Origin of the sequence: Flavicella sp. (assembly GCF_037132785.1) — a bacterium.
Classification (GTDB): domain Bacteria; phylum Bacteroidota; class Bacteroidia; order Flavobacteriales; family Flavobacteriaceae; genus Flavicella.
On record NZ_JBAHZZ010000195.1, the window covers coordinates 1 to 5058 of the forward strand.

6 protein-coding genes are annotated in these 5058 nt (G+C 29.9%); all 6 read left to right on the forward strand.

Translation table 11 applies throughout. The features are described 5' to 3' along the window. The coding region (locus tag V5787_RS12310; RefSeq protein WP_336893502.1) for a leucine-rich repeat domain-containing protein at window positions 1–368 on the forward strand (368 nt) is incomplete at its 5' end. Between the two features lie 346 nt (window positions 369–714). After that, the gene (locus V5787_RS12315) at window positions 715–1482 is read left to right on the forward strand and encodes a hypothetical protein (RefSeq protein WP_336893503.1); all 768 of its coding nucleotides are present in this window, start codon (window positions 715–717) and stop codon (window positions 1480–1482) included. A 135-nt stretch (window positions 1483–1617) separates the two neighbouring features. Next, window positions 1618–2130, forward strand: coding sequence for a hypothetical protein (locus V5787_RS12320; RefSeq protein ID WP_336893504.1), 513 nt, complete (start codon window positions 1618–1620; stop codon window positions 2128–2130). Then, a complete protein-coding gene (locus V5787_RS12325; RefSeq protein WP_336893505.1) occupies window positions 2106–2858 on the forward strand; it encodes an ATP-binding protein in 753 nt (250 codons plus the stop codon). The genes V5787_RS12320 and V5787_RS12325 overlap by 25 nt, the downstream gene beginning before the upstream one ends. Then, window positions 2855–3523 carry a response regulator transcription factor gene (locus V5787_RS12330; RefSeq protein ID WP_336893506.1) on the forward strand — a complete coding sequence of 223 codons (669 nt, stop codon included), beginning with the start codon at window positions 2855–2857 and terminating at the stop codon, window positions 3521–3523. Before V5787_RS12325 ends, V5787_RS12330 begins: the two co-directional genes overlap by 4 nt. Before the next feature lie 599 nt (window positions 3524–4122). Continuing rightward, the coding region (locus V5787_RS12335; protein WP_336893507.1) for a leucine-rich repeat domain-containing protein at window positions 4123–5058 on the forward strand (936 nt) is incomplete at its 3' end.

The following is a 5058-nucleotide window of genomic DNA, read 5'->3' on the forward strand; positions in this document are numbered from 1 at the left end:
ACGGAACCTTAAGCTATATCGTTATAGATTCAGAAAATAAATACGTATCAGTAGAAAAATATAATTCTTGTCCAACAGGCGCATTAATAATTCCAGAAACGGTAAACATTGAAGACATAATTTATACAATTACTAGTATAAATGAAAGTGCTTTTTTATATTGTTCAAGTTTAACGAGCATCAATATTCCTGATTCCGTAACCAGTATAGGAGATGATGCTTTTTCTTTTTGTTCAAGTTTAACGAGTATCAATATTCCTGATTCCGTAACTAGTATAGGAGACTATGCTTTTAGAAGCTGTTCAAGTTTAATAAGTGTAATGGTAAATTGGCAAATACCATTAGCTATAAATTTAAATGTATGTTAATTTCTTTTTTTGTTTTAAAAAGCTATACTTCTACACCCTACAGTTGGTACTGTTTTTGATATGTTTTATAGATATAACTATTACCGACCAGTCGAAAATAAAAAAACTTCTTGAATCAGATATAACAGTGTTGTATTAGGTACTCAAAGTAAATTTCACAATGAAGTATATACGTAAACTAATGAAATGAAATTTGAAACTCCAATAATTGATGTCAATCTCCAAAGCCCAAACTAAGCTTTTGCGAATCCGTTGTAAACTATTACAGGTAAACACCTTGAATTCAAGTACTAAATTAACGAAAAAAAATATACTCACCTCATTCAGAAACAATCAATATAAAACTATGCTTTCAAAAGAAAAATGCATTCAAGCAATTAATATATGGAAAGAAACTAGAACTAACTTTTCAAAGATCAAAAAAATAATTGACCCTACTGCTGTATTTACTTTAACACAGGACGATTGTGACTGGATAAAGGAAAACAATAAAAATAGTAATTTCCATATTTACGCGGGTGTACACATTGATCAACTTATTCTAATTATTGTTCCTTTAAACAAGAACGGAATAGAAATTAATCTTAATGCATACCTAACAACAAACTTGACAGATTTAAAAGACGAAATCACATTAATTGAAACAGATGTGGTAACCACCGTTTTAAAAACAACACTATCCAAAAATTTAGAAATCACTAAACACTGGAAAGAAGTAGATTTGGCAATTTACAACGAGCCTACTATTATAGAACGAACTTCTGTAAATGACATAGAAAAATGGAAAAATGAATGCTTAGACTGGTTTTTTTATGAATGCGAAGAGTCTAAAGGCCAAAACATATTTAGAGCTTTTACTGTGCCTTTTGCTGATTTAGCTAGAGAAGATGAAAAACAAGGTGAAATAATTGCCTTATTTGGATTTAAATATTCTTCTATTTATCAAACGCAAATACCTATATTAATTTTTGTAACGATAGCTGATGAAACTGGTAATGCAGAAATTATTCGTACAAAAATCATTCAAACTAGATCTAGTACAAACACTAACGATTATTCGCAACCCTGTCCTCCTGTTTGTAAAGACGCCAAAAAATTTCTCCTTTTCACTTAACTAATAATGACTTATTATTATTATTCATTAATCATGTCTAATTTCTTGTTAATCACTGCCTTTACGTTCGGTGTAAGTAATAAAAAATTATGGGTTCAAAAAGAAATAAAATGGCATATCTCCTACTTAGGGTTTATGTTATTTATAGAATTAATAATTAAAATATTTATTTATGGATTTAACAATCAAAACACTAGCTTCATTTATCCATTTTACATAGCTGGTGAGTTTTTTGTTTTATCACAGATATTTTTTTCTTCTTTACAATCATCTAAAAAATGGCTACTGGGGTTTGGTCTTATTAGTATTGTTTTGTTTTTAGAAGCCTCATTTTTATGGTTTAATAATAATTTTTTCACTCCAGGTATTGGTAAAATATTTTCTCATTTAACCATCATCTGTATGGCTGCATATCTCTTACTTAAAAACCTAAAAGAAATAAAAGTTAACACCCCTTTTCTAATAGTTTATGCAACCTTATTTATATATTATGCCGTATCATTATTTTTATTTTTATTAATGGACCAACTTACTAAAAACAATATTGTAATTTGGACAATGAACAATATACTATCTTCCATCTTATATGGTAGCTACATTTACACTTTTTATAAATTAAAGAAATGGAAATTGATATCAAATATGTAATTATTATGATTATCGTCCTATCTATAGTCATACTGTTTTCTTTTGTAGCATATAGAACCTTCATACAAAAGATACTAAATGAGAAATTTCTACAACACCAACTTGAATTAGAACACCAAAAAGAAGTTTCATTACAATACACCATAGTTCAAGAAAACGAACGAAAACGGATAGCAGAAATACTGCATGATGATGTGGGGAATAAATTGAATATTCTCTCTCTTTGGATAAATAATGAAGATACATGGAATAATAAACGGTCTAAAGAAATAATTGCCCAACAAATTCCAGAACTAATTGAAGCTACAAGAGCAATATCTCATTCGTTATATCCTGTGAATTTGGAAAAGTTTGGTTTAATTCTTGAGATTGAATCTTTAATTTCAACGGTTAATGAATCCCTTTCCATTCAATTAATATTAAATCATAATTACCATAAAAGAGCCGTTTCGTATGAGGTTAAAATCTATCGTATCATACAAGAGTTTTTAAGTAATGTGATTAAACATGCCAAAGCAACCAAAATGCTTGTTCATATTCGGGATTCGGACACCTCGCTTGCTATTATTTTGTCCGATAATGGTATAGGCTTTTCAAACGACTTAATCCAAAAAGGGATGGGTCTTAAAAATATTGACACTAGAATTCAATCGATTAACGGCTATAGCAAATGGAAAAGTGAAAAACACAAGGGTTCACGATTAATTATGAAATTCCCAACGCAATGAGTAAAATTATTAAAATCGCATTAGTAGATGACGAGGCTTTGTTCGTTGAAGGTCTCTCCCTTATATTTTCAAATTTGGAACATATAACTGTTGTCCAAACTGCGAACAGTGGTTTAGAATTTCTTGCTGTACTTGAAGAAAGTTCAGAGGCAGTTTTTCCAGACATCGCTTTAGTAGATATTCAAATGAAACCCATGAATGGATTTAATTTGGTTGAATCTTTAAAAGGTAAATATCCAGATTTAAAAATCATTATACTCTCTTCATATTACAAAAACAATGTATTTGGACATATGATTAAGTTAGGCGTTTCTGCATTTATTCCTAAAAACGCCAATAAAAAGTTACTTACTACAGCCATTGAGTCAGTTAATAATTCTGGTATCTATTTTACACAGGCTGATCAAGAAAAGCTAATGCAATACATGAATAGCCGTTTTAAAAAAATAACATTAAGCATTAATGAAGAATTGTCTGGGAGAGAAATTGAAGTTCTAAAATTAATTTGTTTAGAGCATACGAACCAAGAAATTGCAGATCAATTATTTCTTAGTAAACGCACCATAGAGAGTCATAGACAAAGAATCCTCGAAAAAGTTGGCGCTAAAAACACGGTAGGATTAGTTGTTTATGCTATAGGCCATGAAATACACCTACTTCCATAAAAACGCCATACCGTATAAATATAGGATCCCCTTTTTTTCGTCACTTTATTAATTTAAGATCGTTGCATAATACTCTCATCAATATTAGATTTCAATTTTGACTTTTTCAATCTAAAATTTATGGTTTTTTTCATTGTTTATGTTAGTTATGAACCTCTTTCTTAGTTCATTTTCCCTTATAAACAATACCAACTCTGTAAAAGACACATTTTAAAAAGCAACAAACCATCATAGGAAGGCTTACCAACGGTACTTTTACCTCTGGAATAGTCCTTGTCTATTGTTTTTGAAATTCGATTCCTATCAATGAGAATATTTATTTGACTAAAAAATGTAGCTTTTATTTTTCTTGTGCATCAATCGCAAATGCTATTTGAAAAACAGGGTGTTTTTGTGGTTTTTTAAATTAAACAAAAAAAACAAACCAATCAATTTACTGTCAGTGTTTTATCGAACTCATTTGGCTGTTTGTTTTTGTCGTTTACCTTGCAGCCGTCTTATTTCATACCGTATAAATACGGTAAATTCAAATTAGTACTTTCTACTCTAAAATAATCTGTAATAAATCTGTCTATTTGTATTATTTAATAAATGAAACTATGAAAAAAAAATACCTATTAATCCTACTATGTTTATGTTTTAAATATGGTCAAGCACAAACTTTTACTGATGGAACCTTAAGCTATACCGTTATAGATTCAGAAAATAAATACGTATCAGTAAAATATAATACTTGTCCAGCAGGCGCATTAATAATTCCAGAAACGGTAAACATTGAAGACATAATTTATACAATTACTAGTATAGATGTATGGGCTTTTTATGATTGTTCAAGTTTAACGAGTATCAATATACCTGATTCCGTAACCAGTATAGGAAACTATGCTTTTTCTTATTGTTCAAGTTTAACGAGCATCAGTATTCCTGATTCTGTTACCAGTATAGGAGACTCTGCTTTTTCTTCTTGTTCAAACTTAACGAGTATCAATATTCCTGATTCCGTTACTAGTATAGGAGACTCTGCTTTTTCTTCTTGTTCAAACTTAACGAGCATCAGTATTCCTGATTCCGTTACTATTACTAGTATAGGAGATTATACTTTTTATAATTGTTCAAGCTTAACGAGCATCAATATTTCTGATTCCGTAACCAGTATAGGAGACTCTGCTTTTTATGATTGTTCAAGTTTAACGAGTATCAGTATTTCTGATTCCCTAACCAGTATAGGAGATGATACTTTTAGAGGCTGCTCAAGTTTAACGAGCATCAATATTCCTGATTCCCTAACCAGTATAGGAGACTCTGCTTTTTATTATTGTTCAAGCTTAACGAGCATCAATATTCCTGATTCTCTAACCAGTATAGGAAGTTATACTTTTTATGAATGTTCAAGTTTAACGAGTATCAGTATTCCTGATTCTGTTACTAGTATAGGTGAATTGGCTTTTTATCATTGTTCAAGTTTAACAAACGTAGTGGTCAATTGGCAAACCCCATTATCTATAAATTCAAATGTCTTTGAAGGTTTAATTTTA